Below are 18,291 nucleotides of genomic sequence, written 5' to 3'. Positions count from 1 at the left end.
ATCAATTATCACTTTCACCTATGTATTCAGCTTTGACTAATTCTGCAGTAACGAGTTTTTCCTTAAATTTCAAATCTTGGTAGCATTGAAAAAGATGGCTTTGAACTTTGTTTAAAGTACCCTTAGCTTTTTCTTTTTAGCATCCCAAATGAGCAAAGGCACCTTCTTTTTAAGGCTAATGTTGATTCGTTTGGAGTTTCGTTCCAGTGACCTCGACAGGATTGCCATTGTCTTTCCTGAAAAAGTTTCGCTTTGAAAAATACCACAAAAAAAACGCTCAAGTAAACTTGGCGTTTTTTCTTATTGAACTATTTATTCGTGACTTCGACAGGGTCGTAATGCCTATATTATCTATCTGACGTTCAAAAAGTTACAATTTTACTTGTTCTGTGTGCGCACCGAAATGCCAGCCGGATCGTACTTGGATTTTAAATGAACTTATTTGACCCTAAATTTAACCATTTTTTTCCAGTTCAAAAGCAACAAGACCAGTCCATCTGAAGAAAGAAAGCTTGCAACAGAATTAGTTTAGATAAAGGTGAGATTAGACCCTATTTACCTAAACGCTTGAAAGCTCCGGAAAAGGTTAATTCTATAAGACACTTGAAAAACAATTGCCAAAATTGAAGGACACATCAATTATTATCAATAATGTCAAAGTCTACCGGTCCAAATTCAATGTACTAAAACCATATTTTGTCATGCTTTCCTAGTAAACAACTATTTCGAAAAACACTTCTACCTACCAATGTTTTTCTGAAGAGATCTCTTTTCTGTTTTATAAACGAACCAGTGATCTCTTACCTACATCTCAGATTGTCTAATACCGATAAAGTCATGGAACTCACCGTTTACTGAATAACAAAAACAGACAACCATTTTTTCAATGAACTTTCTATCCGATGACATAGGTTTTCACTAACGATGCCCACAAGAATGAATTTTGATAGGCTGGGTGAAAGTCTAAATGGGCAACCAATGACTACAAAACATCAATTTTTAAATAAAAAGTGGATTGTTCCTCTACTTTTTCTTATTTCCAGTTGTACAGTTGGGTATGGACAGTGCTTGGCACCCTTCAATTTTGGTTTGGATACCGATGGAGATGGTATTTCAAATTGCCAAGATATGGATGATGACAACGACGGGATTCTTGATCAAGTGGAATGCCCTCCTGTAGAAGTTCTAAGTGCCCAAAATGCGGATGGCACTTTTGAATCCTTATCCGATGTTGTAAGCAACGATATACCTAATGGCTTAGTAGGTGTTTCACTATTTACTGGATTTACAACCCCAGGTGCTGGATGGGCCCAAGGAAATGGTTCTCCAGATTCATGGATTGCCCCCGTACCTTTAAATGGAAGTGGCGTTTTAGCTGCAAGTGCTAATGGGATGCCTCCTTCCCCTGATGGAGGGGTATTTATAGGTGCGAGTGTTCGGAACAATTTCGGTGAATCATTTTTTGTTCGATTGGATGATTTGGACGTGGGAAGAACCTATGTGCTAAAATTTTATCAGGCGAATGCAGGCATCGAAGGAATCACACCCATTGACCCGGCTCAGAAAGCGCGTTGGAGAATCGGAGATTTTTTAGGTACACCAACTTCTTTTAGTACTGCTATGGACTATAAAGGAGTGGGCAATCAAATTTGGATGCTACAAGAAATGACCTTTACCACCACTTCGCCTACAAAATGGTTGGAATTTCGGGCAGATAGTGATGGCACGGGGATGGTTTATGAGTATATGGCAATTGATGGTATAAGCTTATATGCCCAACGATTAGCTGGCGATGTTTCGGATTGTTCTTTGGACACTGATGGAGATGGGATAATAGATTATATGGACACGGATAGTGATGGTGACAATTGCCCGGATGCCCTTGAAGGTGATGGCACTTTTACCGGAAATAGCCTAGACGCGAACAACAGATTGGCTGGCGTTGTCGATACTGCACCCTCGAGCCCGACTTATGGTGTCCCCCTGATAGTGGTTACCGGACAAGGAGTGGGTTCATCAAAGGACAATACCCTGCGTCTTGGCTGCCCTACTACCATTATCACCAATAAAGGTATAACCTTTAGGGTAAAAAAGAATTGATCGATACATCAGATAACCCCTCTCCTTACAATCTTGCCTATTTTCTGGCAAAGGTTCAGATGGAGTTCTCCATAAGTGTCTTCATCAATTTCCACGGTTTCTTGCCATTCATTATAATCTGGTAGATTTCTAATATTACCATTAACCACTCTGTAAACCATAAAATCAGAACATTTGGATTTTACAAGTTCTTGCAGCGAATTCATAAATAAACTTTTGGCTTCATCATTCAAACAAAGCTTGTAATCTATTGTGTTCGATATTAGCGATTGCATAGCATATATGTTTTAATATATATCCAAGTTTGGTTTTAGATACTTTTCTTACATAAAATTATTTTTTTTCTTATCATCTTGAATTCACAAAACCTTAAACGGTAGACTCAATGCTTTAAGCGGTAATTGAATTTCAAAAAAATGAAAACCCTATTTAGGTTTTATAATAAGGGAAATTCCTGCTTAGTTTTATCCCATGGATTCATTGATCGATTGTAACCGAGATAGGAAAGTAGAATTTCTGTTAAAACCTTTGAACAGTTGTATCTTGAATTATTTCTCATTTTCTATAAATACTCCAATATGGGTAACTTAAAAATATAACTGCCTAATCCTAAAATGCTTAATTGACCGTATATTAGTAAGAAGGGATAATTCCATGCTGACCATGGAGTTTGTTGAGATTTGTTTCAATCCAAACTTTTCAAAGACCTTACCGACCATTTAAATAACTTGAAGACACCATACGGACATATTATTCTATTTATCTTTTTTTTGATTTTGGGTGTTGCCCAAGCACAGGACTATACGATAAGGGATATTAAAATTAATCCCAATGGAGAATCCCATAAGGATATCAACGTAATGCAGGTAGATCATAATGGGTTTCTATGGTATTCCACATATAACGGAGTTGTAAAGGACTTTGAGACCCACAGTGTACTGTCAACCTTTATGGATGAAAATGGAGATAACCCGCCTAAAATAGCTTTCACAGTTTTTATTGACAATCAACAACGAATGTGGGTTTCGACCCAGACGGGAGTTTTCGTGTCCGACAAAAGTTTGGACGATAGTTTTAATCGTATAAAATTCAAGCCATTTTCAAGGGGAGAAAATCTTTCGGGAAACTCATATATCGAAGATTGCGACGGAAATATATGGATTGTAGGGGCTGACAATGTTATTTTAAAAGTTGACTCCTCCTTCGCTGTAGAAAAATATCAAATAGAAGCTCTTAAACCCACCTATGCCGTATCCGACTATTACAAACGGGAGTTTTTGTTTTTTGAAAAAATAATTGACTGTGATAAAATTCTTTGCAGGCAAGGGCGCAAATTGTTTATTCTTGAAAAGGGGGAGATTAGTTTGATTGCCGATTATACTTCCACAAAAAAATATGAAACGATGGGCTATTTCCATCCAGAATGGACCTTCAATGGGGGGGATGGCATCCTTATTAGCCCTAATGGCGAACTCTTGCCCAAATCCAAAGAAATCCAGTATACCTATAAAGGAAAGGTCTTTGAAAGCTATTTTATCAAAGACTTGGATATTCAGGTACTCAATCTCCCCTTTCAAGAAATGATACCCATTACCGAAGACGGCAATCCGATACTAAAAGATTATGCCGATTTTATCGGTATTGATGGTCTTGGAAAAAATGTATCCCTATATAAAATGATGGAAACAAACGGGAACTACATGCTAAGAAAAACATATGAAATTCCATTTCCCTTTTGGGTGGAGGACCTTGTTGTTGATAAAAACGACATCATTTATGTAAGCAATTATGATCATATCAAAAAAATAAAGTTTAACAAGAATAATTTTGAAAGGATCCTTTACGGAAATGGCAAAAGCGTCATAAGTACGAGAGGATTGTTAGAGCTTCCTAATAATGAGATACTTGTGGCTACTTATTCGGGGGTATTTAAGATTACTCCTACCCAAAGTGATTTTATTCATGGCTCCTATGTTACCGAAAATGTTTTTCCTCAGTTGTCTTACCTCAGGTCTTTTGTAAAAGCCAGTGATTCCACTGCATGGTGCCTCGGAGAGAACAGAATGGTTTCGGAAATAAACTTTCTGGAAAATACAATTATTGGAATGTATAACTTTGACAAAGATTGGGAGTTGGGTCAATTGCGGTACTATGATGTCCTAAAAAAATCAGATTCTACCTTATTGCTTGCCAGCAATTTTGGTCTTCAAGAATTCAATATCTGGCAAAAAAAATTCCGGGAACTACCTATTCCCTTAGTTGAGAACACTAAGAAACTTTTCATCAGAGACCTTCATAAGACCGGGAATAAACTCTATATAGGCACAGACGCGAACGGTCTTTTTATACAAGATTTAAATTCAGATACCTTTTTGCATCTGAATAACGACTCGACCGATAACGGATTGACCCTTCCGACCAATAAGATTTATACCATTCTCAAGGATAAGCGGGAAATTTTATGGCTGGGAACCGATAAAGGATTAATTTATTTTGACAAGGACCTAAAAAAAGCAACCATACTAGACGAAGCGGACGGGCTTACCAATTTAAACGTTGTCGGAGTTTTGGAGGATGCGGAGAAAAATATTTGGTTCAGTACCTATGACGGTCTTTATAGGTATGAAAGAGATGTGAAAAAAATCACCTCGTTCTATGAGGAGGATGGGCTGACTTTTAATGATTTCAATCAAAATGCGTATTACAAAACCTCTTCCAACACCTTGTTTTTTGGAGGAATTAGGGGACTCATCGTCTTTGACCATATTGATAATCCCGCCCCGCTCAAAGAACTTCAGATATTCCCCACGAAATTCGAATATTATGATACCCATGAGGAAAAAGAAGTGGAGATTGACGTTCTGAACCAGGGGAATTACAGTTTTAGCCTGCCCTATAACAAAAATTCGTTTTCTGTAACCTATAGTATCAATGACTGCTACAATACGGAGAACAACAAATATGTGTATAGATTGGACGGTTTTACGGACGATTGGGTAAACCTAGGGAAACAGAACACTTTAAAGCTGTTGTCAATTCCTCCCGGGGATTATGTGTTACGGATCAAAGGATTTGATTCCGCTGGTGTTGAATCATCCAATGAACTGCACTATTATATTCATGTGGCACAAGTTTTTTACAGACAATCTTGGTTTCTAATTTTGAGTGGATTTCTCTCAGTGGCAGTATTACTTTTTTTAGTGCTGAGTTATACCAAAAAAGTAAAAAAGAAATATGCTCTAAATCTAGCATTGATAGAATTAGAGAGAAAAACATTGATATCTCAAATGAACCCACATTTCATATTCAATGCTTTGAACGAGATACGAAATAGATTAAGGAATGGCAAAACAAAGGGTTTGGAACATTACGTGACTCTTTTTTCCAAACTCGCTAGGCTTACCTTGGACGTTACCAGAAATGAGCGCATACAACTGGCCAAGGAAATTGACTTTATCAAAAGTTATGTTACGTTGAGCAACATTGACAATACTGATGATGTTGATTTAATAGTAAAATGTGGTAATAATATTGATACGGATGACCTTGTAATCCCCCCAATGATTTTACAACCTATTATCGAGAACTCCATAGTGCACGGTTTTACCAAAGATCAGACAGAAAAAAAGATTGTCCTAAAAATTGAAAAATCGACCCTTTCCCAGCAATTGATTTTTAGTATTAAAGATAATGGATTGGGCATTGCGACAACAAAAAAAACAAATAACAATCAGCATCAGTCGTATGCCTCACAAATACTGAAGGAACGGTTAAACCTTATGAACCAAATAAATCAAAGGAACGGGGAATACGAAATTAGGTTTCAAGATCTTAGCGATGAACAAAGGACCGGAACAAAGGTAATCGTTAAAGTACCATACACAAGAATATAAAACCCTTGTGTAATGAATAATGGCAACTAGAAAAGTTCTAAAAGTTCTGCTCTTCTTCTTCTGGCCACGGGAATTCTATCCCCTGTGTCCATGATCAATGTGCCATCGGGGAAAAATTTGTCCACCCTTTTTAAATTGACCAAATGTGATTTATGCACCCTGAAAAATAATGGGGCAGTTAAGGACTTCTCAAAATGTTTGATACCATAGGAACTTAAATGGATATTGCCATCGGACAAATGTATTTTGGCATAACTGTCTACGCTCTCTAAACGCACTATGTCCATAATCTTAGGAAAATATGTGCACCCCATGGTGGGTATGGCCACTTTCTTATTTTCCAATGCTTGGAACTCAATTTTCAAGTTGTCTTTCCCGATAGGAGTATTTTTTCCTCTTCCCAGTCTCTGCAAGGCTTTGGTGATGATACCAACAAATTCAGCCTCATTGATAGGCTTCAACAAAAATCCAAGTGCAAAGCTACGATAAGCATCAAGGGCAAAACCAGCATGTGATGTGTAGAACAACACCTCTGTGCTAGGTGATTTAAGTTGTTTTATGAGGTCTAGACCGCTTAAGTCCGGCATTTCCATATCCAAGATCAATACATCTGGTTTGTGCGTATTAACATATTCAAGTCCGGTTACAGGGTTTGAGAAACATTCCAAGACATCAAAATTATCAAAGTTTTTTGCCAAAAGTTCTTTGCAATATTCTATATCTGAAGTCGTATCATCAATAATTACAATCGTCATTTTTTAAGCTGTATTACATATTGATTATGCATGGATTTTATCAGGCAACCAGTATATGGTCAACTAATTACGTTGCAATATCTTTAAAAAATAAGTTATTTGTTGAATATATTCTTGTTTGTTTCGAGATACGTCCATGATCCAGATTCCCTCAATTTCACAGAGCCTTTCATGGCAACGCTTATTCGTAGGTGCAAAAACAATAGGAATGCCAAGCCTTTCCAACTCCAAATAATCTATAAATTCAAAGACTTCATTGAATACAAACATGATAAAAATAAAATCGGTAGATGCTTTTTTCTGAAGGGTATTTTTAATCGCATTGACTTTTTTAAGACGATGTATGCGGATCTCGGTATTTTTTAATACATGCTTAATTGCATTGCTCATTGGCCCTTGCCTGTCATATATCATAAAATCGATTGTTTCCTGCATTCCAAATGGTTTGGGTAAAAGTGTTTATTCGTTTCTTGAGAAGCATTAGAGGGCTTGGTCGGAGACCACCGATAAAATCCCTTTGTACTGTTAAAGGTATTTCTTAAATATAGTTTTTGATCTAAATATATCCCTCTGTTAGATTTTCTCAACTTATCATCTGATAAAAGGGCTTTTTGATCCATCTATCGTTTTGTTTTGTCCATTTTATGGAAGAACTACCTCTCTTTGGCCAGTGTGGTGTTAGGTTGTTTTTCACTTATTTGAATGATTGGGAATTCCGTTCTTCTGTTGAGCTCCAATTCTTCTGCGGAACAATTTCCTCGTCCTTTACAATCATTAATCGGTTTGCGCTTTCCATAACCTTTGTAGGATAAGATTTGGCTCTTGGGAACTCCATTGGCTATTAGATATTCATAGGTCGACTTGGCTCGGGCTTCCGATAAGTTATCATTGTATGTATGGCCTCCCACCGGATCGGTATGGGATTCCAAGCGGATGATCATTTCGGGATAGGCCTCTATCATCAATTTGACCACTTTGTCCAGTTCCCTGGCGGCATCAGGCCTAATGTCACTTTTGTCAAAATCAAAATATATTCTGTTAAGGTTGGCAAGGATCTTTAAGTTCAATACGGGTTTTAACTGGATATCCTTGTAAATACGCTTTGTAGACCTTGGCGTTGTCGAAGTGTTGAAATACAAATGTTTGTGGGGGTGTGTTTTTCTCACGGCCTCTATCATGTATGCCCTATGTCTATCAATTGACATTTCATATTTGCCATTTTTATCGGTTATGACCCTATTGACCAAATTGCCCGTTGTCTGATCGTACAATGATATTTGCACACTGTCCAATGGTTGAAGGTTTACCGCATCTATGACCGTACCTTGTAGGTCCAATGAGGGGGTAAACTTAAATTTGTATATGTCATCACTTCCTTTCCCCCCTTTTCTATTGGAGCTTACATAGCCATCAATTCCATTGTCCAGAGCATAGTATCCAAAATCATCCTTTTCACTGTTCAAAGGTTTTCCCAAGTTTACCACTTCCTTTATAATTCCATTTTCGTCGGCTACTGTGGCAAAGACATCCAATTGTCCATAGCCGACATGGCCATCAGAAGAGAAGAAAAGTTGCCCCTCATTGTTTACATAGGGAAACATTTCGTTACCGGGGGTGTTTACAATTGGTCCTGCATTTATAGGGTGTCCAATACCTCCCCTTGGATGTATTTTACAATAATAAATGTCCGTTCCCCCATACCCACCCGGTTGGTCCGAAGCAAAATATAACAGAGTTCTACTGGAGTTTACTGATGAGTGTCCATTGGAATAATGGTCAGCATTGGTTTTTAAGCCTCGGATGACCTTCCATTGGCCATCGATCTTATCTGCTCTGAAGATTTTCAGATTATTTCGTTTTTCTATGTTTCTATCCTCCGTTCTTCTTGTGGAAAAACTCTCCTTATCGTTGAAATAATTGCTTCGCGTGAAGTAAATAATGGTATCATTCTTATAATCTGTGGAAAAGACCATAGAACTTTCATGGAACTTGGAATTGATTTCTCCTTCAAACTTACGGGGTACTTCCGTTGTGCTACCTTCAGTGATTTGAAAAATATCCAGCCAGGGTTCATCGTTCCAACTATAGTTGTTTTCGAAAGACTTTTCCTTACGACTGGAGCTGAAATAAAGTTGTCCATCATGGACGAAAGCCCCAAACTCACTATACTCAGTATTGAAATGAACAGGTTCGAGGTCATATTGTTCTTTGCTATTGAAAACTACAGAAGCCAAATTACCATCCTTTAAAAATTGTTTGACCCTGGAGTCTTTCTTATGCAATTTCCCGTAGCGTTTCAACCATTTCAATGCTGCTTTTTCTTTCCCGGAACTTTTCAACGCCATGGCATACTCGAAATAATAATTGGTTGGCGTATCAGGTTCATTGATAAACTGCTCAAAATGGGGCAAGGCTTTTTCAAAGTCCCGTAAGAATAAATAACATTCCGCCAAACGTTGATGAGCATGCAGGGCATTTTTCCCATCAGTCATTTTTTCGTATTCAGGGATTGCCTTGGCATAGGCGAATTTGTAGAACAATTGATCTGCTCTTTTTTGGTTAATGGATTGTGCATTCAGCGTCAGTGCTCCAAAAAGAGCAAGTAACATAAAAACAGGGGTGGTGCTATAATGCTTCATGGGATATGGGTTTAAAAGTATCTGGGGGATCTATACAAACGGGTCTTTTTGGGCAATCTTGGTTCAAAAATTAGAATGGCCTCGTGTGTCCCTCCAGAATAAGGTCTGATAATGGAAGTGGGCAGGTCATAGGCGTAGCCCAATCGTATGGTATTGGAGATTTGAAAATCAACGAAAGCCCCAAAATTGGAAGCATCATTGAACCTATAGGAGGCACCGACCCATAGTTTTTCATTAAATAAAAAGCTGGATGTAATATCGTAGGTCGAAGGTACCCCGTTGGTGAACTTTGTAATAAAAGAGGGACGGAATTTAATGTCAGTGGAAAGATCAAGGACGAGCCCCCCAATCGCATAATAACTGTTCCTTTCCAAAGCTTGGAATTCTCCTTCGTTCAGATCGGTGTTCAATATTCTTGGCGAAGAGAAGCCAACATACCATCTATTACTGCTTAAGTAAGCGCCCGCACCAAAATTTGGTTTCCAGCTGTTGAAATTGGCACTAAAGAAAGGGTCGCTAAGATCAGGGTTTTCCAATTTATAATTGGTGAATCCTGCCTTCAGTCCAAATGATAGTTTCACTTCCTCTGTCACTGGAACGGTATAAGAAAAATCACCGTAGATATAGTTGGTATTCTCAAAACCCAACTGATCCGAAATATAGGAGAGGCCTAGACCAACACGTTCATTTTTCAAAGGGGTGTGGAACGAAAAGGTGCTGGTGGTCGGGTTTCCGTTAAGACCTGCCCACTGGTTACGGTGCAAGGCCGTTACATTGATTCCTTCCCTGCTTCCTGCATAGGCAGGGTTAACAGAAATCGTATTGAACATGTACTGCGTGAACTGTGGCAATTGTTGCCCACTTACCGCCAAGCCGCACAGTGTTATGACTGCAATTAGATATTTATTTATGGTTTTCATGCTTTCCATGGTTTAGTTTTACTATCTATAATGAATACCATATTAATTTGGGGTTCATGGTATTGTTATTTGTGGATGGTCATCTTAATCCGCACCTAGATAGATGAATCCATTGATGGGTTCGACCTCTTGGTTTTGGACTGATATGATGTAATAGTATGTGCCAGAGGGCAAAGTGCGAGAACTACCGAAGGTATTGTTTGGGGAAAACCCGCTCCAATCATTCCTATAATTGTCCGATTCGTATATGATCTGTCCCCATCGATTAAAAATCTGTAACCCAAAAACATAGTCGCAGTATTCGCCTCCCTGGATCTCAAAGAAGTCATTGATCCCATCTGAGTTGGCCGTTACCGTATTGGAAGCAAGGATTTCGGAGGTATTGCAAGGAACACAATTGGTATTGATGCGTATTGTGAAATCCATGAAGTATTTACAGGTACCTTCAGTAGAGCTGTAAGAAATTTGATGTTCCCCGATTCCAAAACTTGATGGATCCAACAAGCTCCCATCTAATCTTACATTTCCAGATATCACTTCAAATATGCCATTGGTATCAAAAGAAGATGGTAAATTGGTGATAAGGTCAATCCTTTCATCTTCAACACAGGCGTCAATTATCACCGTTTCCTTTTCAGGTTGTACCACCATTACAATCTGTTGAAACTGTTCAAGATTGCCACAGGAATCGGTTGCCTCCCATAGACGTTCTATGATAAAGTCATCGGAAATATTGGAAAATATGGCTTCTTCCGTGAAATTTACCTGCACATTTGAATCACAGTTATCAGTTGCGATTAGCATGTTTGCCACTGGAATCGCATCGCAGGACACTGAGATATCCCCCGGAAGGTTTTCCACAAAGGCAGGAGGTATGTTATCTTCAATAACAATGGTCTGTTGACAACCCATCGTGTTCAAGATTACATTTTCGCCGGTATCCCTAACGCCATTTGCATTGGTATCTTCATATTCGGTGATTGTGTATGTACGAGTAACAATCGTACTACAATTACCCATATCCTGACTGTTTGCAGCGGTTATTTCAATGATCCCGCAGGGAAAATCCCCGATGGAACCATCGGCATTACCCAAGGCCTCAAACTCTACTTCGGTAAGACTTGTAGCCGATGGCAGGTCATCGTAACATTCCAAGGTCACTGGAGGGAATGTGGGACAAGTGACCTGAAACACACAGCAGTTAGGGGCAACATCTGACACTGTCAATGTGGAACAGATATTTACATCCTCAAAGTTCACATTGTAATCGATACCTGCTGGAATAGGGTCCGAAGTCCAGACATTGCCATTAAACGTTCCTGGGGCACCAATGCCCATAACCATATAAGGTGAAGTGCCAGCAAGTTCTACCGTTAAAGTATAATTAGCTCCTGAAACGTCACAAGTGGTACTTTCGAGACCTATTTGGGCAAGTTCTTGGAGAAAATCTATCTGCATCTGTACCGAATTTGAATTTATCACAGACGATGTACAGAACTGGGGATTGAATTCATACGTAGCGGTAAATAGGGTTGGAGAAGTGACCAAAGCAGTGATTGCTGATCCAATACCGACGGTATTGCCCTGATCGTCCGTCCAAACAATATCAAAAAGAGTTTCAGGAAGGTCTATGGATAGGTCGACATCTCCTCCAGGGGCACATATTGCACCATTGTTGTTGGCAGAGATGGATGCCTGTATTGGCGCCGGTATAAGGTCGATATTGGAATCCAAGCCATCACATGGGGTGCTTATGCGAACTTGATAACTACCATCGGATACGTTTTGAAAAAGATGGTTGGTCACCGATATGTCAGTCTCTGTATGGGTCTGAATTGCAATCGAAGGATTGGAAACATCAAATAGCTCATAGGTCATTGGGTAAGTAGGGGTGCCGCCTGTTATTTCTGTGTATATAAAACCTGAAGAAGTATCATTTAAATCACAGAACGAACCGGAGGTACTCACCGTGATACTTTGAAAAGAGGCCACGGTCACAGATGTTCTATATTCCCTATCATTATTATTGAGTGTAACAACCGAAAAGTTTTCATTGAGATTGGTTGACCTAAAATTGATATTGACGAACCTTAAAATGTAATCTCCGGACATAACATTATCAAAAGATCCGGAAAGGAAGTCTGGAGGAATATCTCCTTGCACCAAGGTGCCCAATTCGCCATTTCCGTTATCGGTCCACAGCTCAACTTCTGCTCTTGGATTTAAAGTGCTGGCCACGTTTGCGGGATTCATGTCATAAATGATTCTCGAAGAATTGAAACATCCATTGACTACTTGAATCGAGGGATTATATTGGGCCAAGGTTGAAACCGTGTGCAATCTCTGTGCTTGATTATTGCAGACATCGGTTATATTGATTTCATAGTCGCCAGGGGGCAAATCTCCTATAAAGGAACGATTTATGCTAGTGGTATAGGTCAATGGAAAATTAATGGTGTAGGGGCCTGCAAGGCTAAAAGGATTACCTGGATTTATGGTCAAGCTAGGGACAAATGGTACTGGACTTATCTCATAGGTAGTCGCTGGAATGGGTGCAGAAGAACCCATTGTGGGTATCCTGTCAATTACCACGGCACCCGTTCCCTCCAAAATAGAACTTGAATCATTTATGGTCATTTGATCCAATGGGTCCGTTTCGTCAAGTGTATCAAATTCCCTTGTCACCGTATGGCAATCATCAGTACCGATAGCCCTATAATGTCCTGGACCAGGTAGGGTATAAAAAAGGTTATTTACATCTAAAGAATTGCCAGAAAAAATAGTAACCCAAGTACCAGGTGAGGTTTCTTGGTCTATTGTAATGGTATTTGCACTATTGGGAGCACAAAAGAAGGAAACATTATCATTACTACCTGGACTTATATTTATAAATCCACTACCCCTTACATTTATTACATGTAAAAAAGAACAGGTCGCTTCTTCATATATAATATCTGAGAAAACATTAAGAAAGTCGTTGTCCATTAGTGGGGCCGTTGCTGTCTCACCAAAAACGGCACATCCGTCATCGAACTCAAGCTCATAAGTGTCATTTTCACCCAATCCAGGGGGATAACTAAAGTTTATAGTATTTCCGTTGACATTTGTGACCGATAAATTTTCAGGTGTTCCCCCATTGACACTAATCGTGGCGTTACCAGGAAGCTGTACATTGTTTTGTCCATTTTGGGAATAGACAAGTATCCTAAAGCCCACATTGTATCTGTCGCATCCTGAAGGGCAGTCTCTAGAAAAATTAGCGCCAAAATAGTTAGAGACGATATCATCATTACTTGCAATAATGGGATCTTGCGTTTGGGAAACATTGCACCCCGTATCGGTCACGGTAAAGGATACTGATTCCCCTCCTTCCATATTTCCAAAAGTGTGGGAAGTATTGGACGTAGGACCAAAACTTTGAAGTCCAAATTGTGAAGTCACTTCATAAAGAAACGGTCCATTACCGCCATTGTCAATGGTGATATTCAATGTTCCATCTGGTGTATAATGGGTTGCGGTATTAGGACAAGATGGGGCTTGGCTGCTACCTGAAATCTGCATAGCCTGATATGTAGTGGTAACCTGTACCGGATTGTTTGCGTAGAATAATTCTGTTGTACCATTGACCAATCGTATCGTATAGTCTCCTACCGCCAAGGAATTAAAATCAATGGGGCCTCCATCGATGGGGATGTTTCTTATGGTCTCTACGCCGCCCGGGTTGGTAAGAATGGCCTGCCATCCTGTACAAGGTGGCCCGCCTGGGAGAAGTACCTCGATATTCCCATCTGCTGGGCAGCCGCCTGGGGAGACCGTTACAGTAAAATTGTTTGCATCACACTGCGCTCGCATTGTAATAACAGCGAAAATCCACAACAAAACATGCATAAGTAGGCGTTCTAATTTCATGATCAAAAAATTTTAGTTTGAAAATGACGGATTCATTTTTTTTAATCGTAATCCACACTTCATGAATTTTATAACTGATTCACAATCAAAGTTATACTGCAGATTGCTGATATTGATTTTGGATTCATCAAAAGGATGTTATCATTTATTTATAGGCGTATTTGTTTCTTTTTTCGGAAAAATCTAAGTATTGTGCTCCGTACAAGGCATCCGATTTATTATACCATTGATCCGTTTCGGAAAAGTCAGGAGAGCTACACCCAAATAGCTGATTTTTTCTTTGTAGGGATTCGTTTGATTTAATCAATAATTGTTTGGGAATTTATGCAAAGGGTTATGGACTGTAAGTAATTGGCCAAAGAATGAATGAAATATTCCGTTTAGAAAAAAGTAGAATTCCAAGACTTACGTTCCCATTAGTTTTACAGACTTACGATTATTCTTAAGACTAAATTTTGGTGAGAATTAAAATGCTTTTTTAGGTTGAAGAACTTTTATAAAATCCAAATAAAGTGGAGTGTTGCATTTCTTTTTTTCTCCTGGTCTGTTACATCTCAAGTTATTCTAGATAATAATATAGGGGATTTTGTTCCGGGGCCTTCCTTTTTCTTCAGTCCGGCAAATAACTGGGGGAGGTCTTTTGAGCTTAAAGACTTTGGCGTCTCACAAAATGAGGAGCTCACCATTAATTCTGTTGAAATAGCATTCACGCTTGGAATTTATAGTAGCAACCCCCTATTTTCTGTACGCTTTAACGTCTATGAAATTGATAATGAATTTCCAACTTCCTTCCCGGAGGCCAATTTACTTGGTTCCAGCCAAACTGTGGATTTAAATCACCTACTCAGTTTTGGTAATGGTAAGTTACATAACTTGACAATTGATTTGGATGTTCCAATAGTTGTATCAATGAATGTTAGAAGAATTTTAATAGAAGTAGAAGAAACTGTCACAAGACCAAGCACAATATTTCCTGCATATACACAAGAAGAAAAAGATTCATCCTGGTTTCTTCCCATCAATAATTCTATTTTTTTTGATTATGTATCCACCGATGATTATGGGTTTCCAGGTGCTCATTACTATTTAAAGGCCTATGGAGAAATCAGTACCGTTGTTGATCATGAGATATTGGAAAGTATTAATTGCGAAAATCTTTCGATTGATTTCCAGCTTACCAATACCGATAATCTTGTTGGGGTAGAATGGGATTTTGGAGACCCAAGTTCTGGAACCAATAATAGTTCTATCGATTTTTCACCCTTTCATAAATTTACAACAGCAGGAGTCTATAGGGTAAAAGCAATAATTACGGCTGTTACCGGGGAAAAAATAGAACTTTCAAAACCTATTGAAGTCTTTGAACCGTTAAGGGCGTATCCGATAACAACCATTTTTTCATGTGAGGATTCCCAGGGAACCGGGATTTCTTCAACGTTTGATACATCGAACATCGAGTCAACGGTTTTAGGTGAACAAACAGGTCTGGAAATTTCTTATTTTGATGCTGATGGAAACCCTTTGCCGTACCCACTTCCCAATCCATTTCAGAATACCGTATCCAACTCTCAAGTGATTACAGTCAGGGTTTTAAATCCTAACACAAATTGCTATGCTAAAACTCAACTTCAATTTAATGTAGTTCCAATACCTAAGGTGAGTATGACATCGGAATTATATGCTTGTGATGAAGGTGACGGCTTTGCTACCTTTGATACTTCTTCCATCGAATTTCAATTGACTGAAGGGCAAATAGGTCTGAACATTGAATATTTTGATGCAAATGGCATCAAACTTCCAAATCCTTTCCCATCATCTTATCAAAATACGATTCCCCACGAAGAGACCATTTTAGTAAGAATTTCAAATGAAAAAGATTTTGGATGCTTTTCAGAAAGCAGTTTCAAACTCATTGTTAATGAACCATTACATATAGATTTACTGGAAAACTACAATTTGTGTTATCCCGAAAAAAAATTAACACTATCAGTAGATGCAACATGGGATTTCTGGGAGTGGAGCAATGAGGAAGGCACAATACTGTCCAATTATTATACCGTGGATTTGTCCATAATGGGTAATTATTCCCTTTTGGTTGGGAAAATGCAGAACGGTATTCTTTGCAAAAAGATGTTTTCCTTTAGTGTTGGGCAATCCCAAACTCCCCAAATAGATAGGGTTCATGTCAACACCGCTGCACTAAATAATACGGTCAAAGTACTGACCACTGAAGAAGACACTTTAGAATATTCTATAGACGGACTGCATTACCAGCTGAGCAGTTTTTTCTTGGATGTTCCAAATGGTCATCATACCATTCATGCCAGATACGTTGATGGCTGCGGAACCACTACAAAGGACATTTTTGTTTTGGATTATCCAAGGTTTTTTACACCAAATAACGATGGGGCCAACGATTATTGGCGCATTGAAGGTTTAGAAACGTTTTCCAATGCCACCATTCAAATTTTTGATAGGTATGGTAAGTTATTAAAACAATTAGGCCCAAATGATCCCGGTTGGGATGGCACTTTGAATGGCCATAGATTGCCTTCAAATGATTATTGGTTCACTTTGAATTTCCAAAACGGACGGACAATAAAGAATCATTTTACACTGAAGCATTGATTCTCCAAATTAAAGAGGAAACAGGTGTTGGTTAAATAATATATTAAGCTATGAAAATTGTTGGATTGAAATTAGTTTATCTCGGAGCACTGAAGATTGAAAACTTTAAGTGCAGCTATTGCGAAAACAACAAGGCCCAAAACATAGTTGAATTTGGAAATTGCTTTCATATTTTTTGGATTCCCATGTTTCCATTGGGGAGGAAAACCTTTATGGAGTGCGACCACTGTAAAAGGACCATAATGAAAAGTGAATTTGACCACGAACTAAAAAAAAGCTATTACGAAAACGAATCTAAACTTCGAAGACCTTTGTGGCATTGGTCTGGGTTAGTTTTTGTGATTTTAATTGTAATTTATTTCATTTTTTTAAATTGAATTTAGAAGAATTAATTGGAAGTATTTTTGTAGTAGTATTGAAGACATTAAACCAGATATTTCACTTTTACTGGGACGAATGGGTTTACTTTTTTGACAAACAAAAAACCTAGATTAAAACCCAAACACTGATACTAAATCGTGGTTGATGAATTTTTATGAATCATAAATCTCACATATTTTATTCGCAAAACATCCCTGTTCAGTTCCTTAAATTTTTTTCATTATAGTCCATTTGTTCAAGATGCCTTTACCTTAAGGGAAAGTTTCTTCGAATTCGACTTTGTTGAATATTCGGAGAAGCAAGAGGGTAGCGCGCTGAAGCGACGCTACGAGTTTAATTAACTTTATAAATAATTAAATATCAATGGTTTGTAAAATTTTTCAAAATGAGAGTAAATCCAAAGTTTGTTGAAAAACACTCCAGAGACCCTGTGGACATTGAAAAAGTTTGTTGAAAAATGCATGTAAAAGGTAAATATGAGTACAAGTACCTTGCCCTGAATCTAAAGACTTCGGTGGTAAAACGGTTCCGTTCGTTTGCCAAGAAAATGGCGGGCTCCCAATCCGAGGCTTTGGAAAAAATGATTACGTTTTTTGAGTGGCATGGCTTTAAGCCCAATGACCGCTTTGTGGACAGTATTTTGGAAGAAATATGAAAGAACCGCAAACGGACAGAGGGAACATTGCCATTCTTCGTGATATTGAAATCAATCAGACCCGACCGAACAATGCCATGCTCCTTTCCCTTTTTGGTGAAAGCATAAAAGAGGAAAAGCCGACAAGGAGAGAGAAAAAACCTGTCAAGAAAGAACTAGAAAAGAATATAGGGAAAATAGAGATAACCGTTCTCAAGATCCACTATGAGCGGCTAATGGATAAAATGGAAATGCTCAAAAGGGAGAGCCAATATGTAATAGACCATGTCACCTTGGTAAAGCCTTCTTTTGGGAAACCTTATCTGAGGTTGGAAATCACGGAAGGGGAGTTGGAAAATTATAAACGGACAATCAAAAACCTATAGATGATTCCCGAACCGTCATTTAGCTTTCCACCAAGCTCAGCAGGTT

At 38.5% G+C, this 18,291-nt stretch carries 12 protein-coding genes; 6 read left to right on the top strand and 6 right to left on the bottom strand.

What is annotated here, in order from left to right:
* Positions 1-978: 978 nt before the first annotated feature.
* Positions 979-2,100, top strand: a complete 1,122-nt coding sequence (locus CRO15_RS17805; protein WP_133067287.1) for a hypothetical protein — start codon at positions 979-981, stop codon at positions 2,098-2,100.
* 8 nt (positions 2,101-2,108) lie between these two features.
* Here CRO15_RS17805 and CRO15_RS17800 read toward each other — a convergent pair whose 3' ends face one another.
* Positions 2,109-2,306: a hypothetical protein gene (locus CRO15_RS17800; RefSeq protein ID WP_133067286.1), complete on the bottom strand. Its 198-nt coding sequence runs from the start codon at positions 2,304-2,306 to the stop codon at positions 2,109-2,111.
* A 522-nt stretch (positions 2,307-2,828) separates the two neighbouring features.
* Here CRO15_RS17800 and CRO15_RS17795 point away from each other — a divergent pair.
* Positions 2,829-5,993, top strand: a complete 3,165-nt coding sequence (locus tag CRO15_RS17795; protein WP_133067285.1) for a histidine kinase — start codon at positions 2,829-2,831, stop codon at positions 5,991-5,993.
* A 26-nt stretch (positions 5,994-6,019) separates the two neighbouring features.
* Here CRO15_RS17795 and CRO15_RS17790 read toward each other — a convergent pair whose 3' ends face one another.
* From CRO15_RS17790 to CRO15_RS17770, 5 genes are all read right to left on the bottom strand, one after another.
* Entirely contained in the window at positions 6,020-6,748 is a 729-nt protein-coding gene (locus tag CRO15_RS17790) for a LytR/AlgR family response regulator transcription factor (RefSeq protein WP_097047210.1), read from the bottom strand.
* Positions 6,749-6,811: 63 nt separating this feature from the next.
* A complete protein-coding gene (locus CRO15_RS17785) occupies positions 6,812-7,183 on the bottom strand; it encodes a hypothetical protein (RefSeq protein ID WP_097047209.1) in 372 nt (123 codons plus the stop codon).
* Positions 7,184-7,401: 218 nt separating this feature from the next.
* Complete coding sequence (locus CRO15_RS17780; protein WP_097047208.1) at positions 7,402-9,387, bottom strand: OmpA family protein; 1,986 nt, start codon at positions 9,385-9,387, stop codon at positions 7,402-7,404.
* An 11-nt stretch (positions 9,388-9,398) separates the two neighbouring features.
* Positions 9,399-10,307: a PorP/SprF family type IX secretion system membrane protein gene (locus tag CRO15_RS17775; protein WP_097047325.1), complete on the bottom strand. Its 909-nt coding sequence runs from the start codon at positions 10,305-10,307 to the stop codon at positions 9,399-9,401.
* An 84-nt stretch (positions 10,308-10,391) separates the two neighbouring features.
* On the bottom strand, positions 10,392-14,216 hold the full coding sequence (locus CRO15_RS17770) for a gliding motility-associated C-terminal domain-containing protein (protein WP_097047207.1): 3,825 nt from the start codon (positions 14,214-14,216) through the stop codon (positions 10,392-10,394).
* Positions 14,217-14,699: 483 nt separating this feature from the next.
* Between CRO15_RS17770 and CRO15_RS17765 the strand changes: the two genes are divergently transcribed.
* From CRO15_RS17765 to CRO15_RS17750, 4 genes are all read left to right on the top strand, one after another.
* Complete coding sequence (locus tag CRO15_RS17765; protein ID WP_097047206.1) at positions 14,700-16,844, top strand: T9SS type B sorting domain-containing protein; 2,145 nt, start codon at positions 14,700-14,702, stop codon at positions 16,842-16,844.
* A 50-nt stretch (positions 16,845-16,894) separates the two neighbouring features.
* Complete coding sequence (locus tag CRO15_RS20050) at positions 16,895-17,221, top strand: zinc-ribbon domain-containing protein (RefSeq protein ID WP_097047205.1); 327 nt, start codon at positions 16,895-16,897, stop codon at positions 17,219-17,221.
* 461 nt (positions 17,222-17,682) lie between these two features.
* Positions 17,683-17,880 (top strand): BfmA/BtgA family mobilization protein, encoded by a 198-nt coding sequence (locus tag CRO15_RS17755; RefSeq protein WP_097047204.1) that lies wholly within the window; start codon positions 17,683-17,685, stop codon positions 17,878-17,880.
* Positions 17,877-18,245, top strand: coding sequence for a hypothetical protein (locus CRO15_RS17750; RefSeq protein WP_097047203.1), 369 nt, complete (start codon positions 17,877-17,879; stop codon positions 18,243-18,245). Before CRO15_RS17755 ends, CRO15_RS17750 begins: the two co-directional genes overlap by 4 nt.
* Positions 18,246-18,291 lie beyond the last annotated feature (46 nt).

Origin of the sequence: Flagellimonas pacifica (genome assembly GCF_900215465.1) — a bacterium.
In the GTDB taxonomy this organism is placed as follows: Bacteria; Bacteroidota; Bacteroidia; order Flavobacteriales; family Flavobacteriaceae; genus Flagellimonas; species Flagellimonas pacifica.
This window is presented reverse-complemented; position numbering and strand designations above follow the sequence as displayed.

What these genes read in the sequence shown, in the direction of transcription:
- CRO15_RS17805 (WP_133067287.1), top strand. Translation starts at nt 979, where the DNA reads ATGACTACAAAACATCAATTTTTAAATAAAAAGTGGATTGTTCCTCTA.
- CRO15_RS17800 (WP_133067286.1), bottom strand. Translation starts at nt 2,306, where the DNA reads ATGAATTCGCTGCAAGAACTTGTAAAATCCAAATGTTCTGATTTTATG.
- CRO15_RS17790 (WP_097047210.1), bottom strand. Translation starts at nt 6,748, where the DNA reads ATGACGATTGTAATTATTGATGATACGACTTCAGATATAGAATATTGC.
- CRO15_RS17785 (WP_097047209.1), bottom strand. Translation starts at nt 7,183, where the DNA reads ATGCAGGAAACAATCGATTTTATGATATATGACAGGCAAGGGCCAATG.
- CRO15_RS17780 (WP_097047208.1), bottom strand. Translation starts at nt 9,387, where the DNA reads ATGAAGCATTATAGCACCACCCCTGTTTTTATGTTACTTGCTCTTTTT.
- CRO15_RS17775 (WP_097047325.1), bottom strand. Translation starts at nt 10,307, where the DNA reads ATGAAAACCATAAATAAATATCTAATTGCAGTCATAACACTGTGCGGC.
- CRO15_RS17770 (WP_097047207.1), bottom strand. Translation starts at nt 14,216, where the DNA reads ATGAAATTAGAACGCCTACTTATGCATGTTTTGTTGTGGATTTTCGCT.
- CRO15_RS20050 (WP_097047205.1), top strand. Translation starts at nt 16,895, where the DNA reads ATGAAAATTGTTGGATTGAAATTAGTTTATCTCGGAGCACTGAAGATT.
- CRO15_RS17755 (WP_097047204.1), top strand. Translation starts at nt 17,683, where the DNA reads ATGCATGTAAAAGGTAAATATGAGTACAAGTACCTTGCCCTGAATCTA.
- CRO15_RS17750 (WP_097047203.1), top strand. Translation starts at nt 17,877, where the DNA reads ATGAAAGAACCGCAAACGGACAGAGGGAACATTGCCATTCTTCGTGAT.